Annotated in this window: 1 protein-coding gene; it reads left to right on the top strand. The window is 62.2% G+C overall.

Annotation, left to right across the window (positions count from 1 at the left end; translation table 11 throughout):
• Nucleotides 1-86: 86 nt before the first annotated feature.
• The coding region (locus CR492_RS20320) for a transposase (RefSeq protein WP_210200284.1) at nt 87-230 on the top strand (144 nt) is incomplete at its 3' end.

Genomic DNA, 230 nt, shown 5'->3' on the forward strand with positions numbered 1-230 from the left:
TAGGTCCTGTTGACAAATAAGATTCCCAGTCCCGGCTTTCGGTGATTCAACGTTGCTTTCTCAGGGAGGCGGCTTTGATTCGGGACATGATGAGCGACGAGGAGTGGGCGTTCTTCGAGCCGTTTGTGACCACGCGCGGTGCGCACAGCGGCCGGCCGCCTCGGGATCATCGGCTGGTGCTCGACGGCGTGTTCTGGATCGCCCGCACCGGCGCCCAGTGGCGAGATCTG

Origin of the sequence: Methylocella silvestris, assembly GCF_002891535.1 — a bacterium.
In the GTDB taxonomy this organism is placed as follows: domain Bacteria; phylum Pseudomonadota; class Alphaproteobacteria; order Rhizobiales; family Beijerinckiaceae; genus Methylocapsa; species Methylocapsa silvestris_A.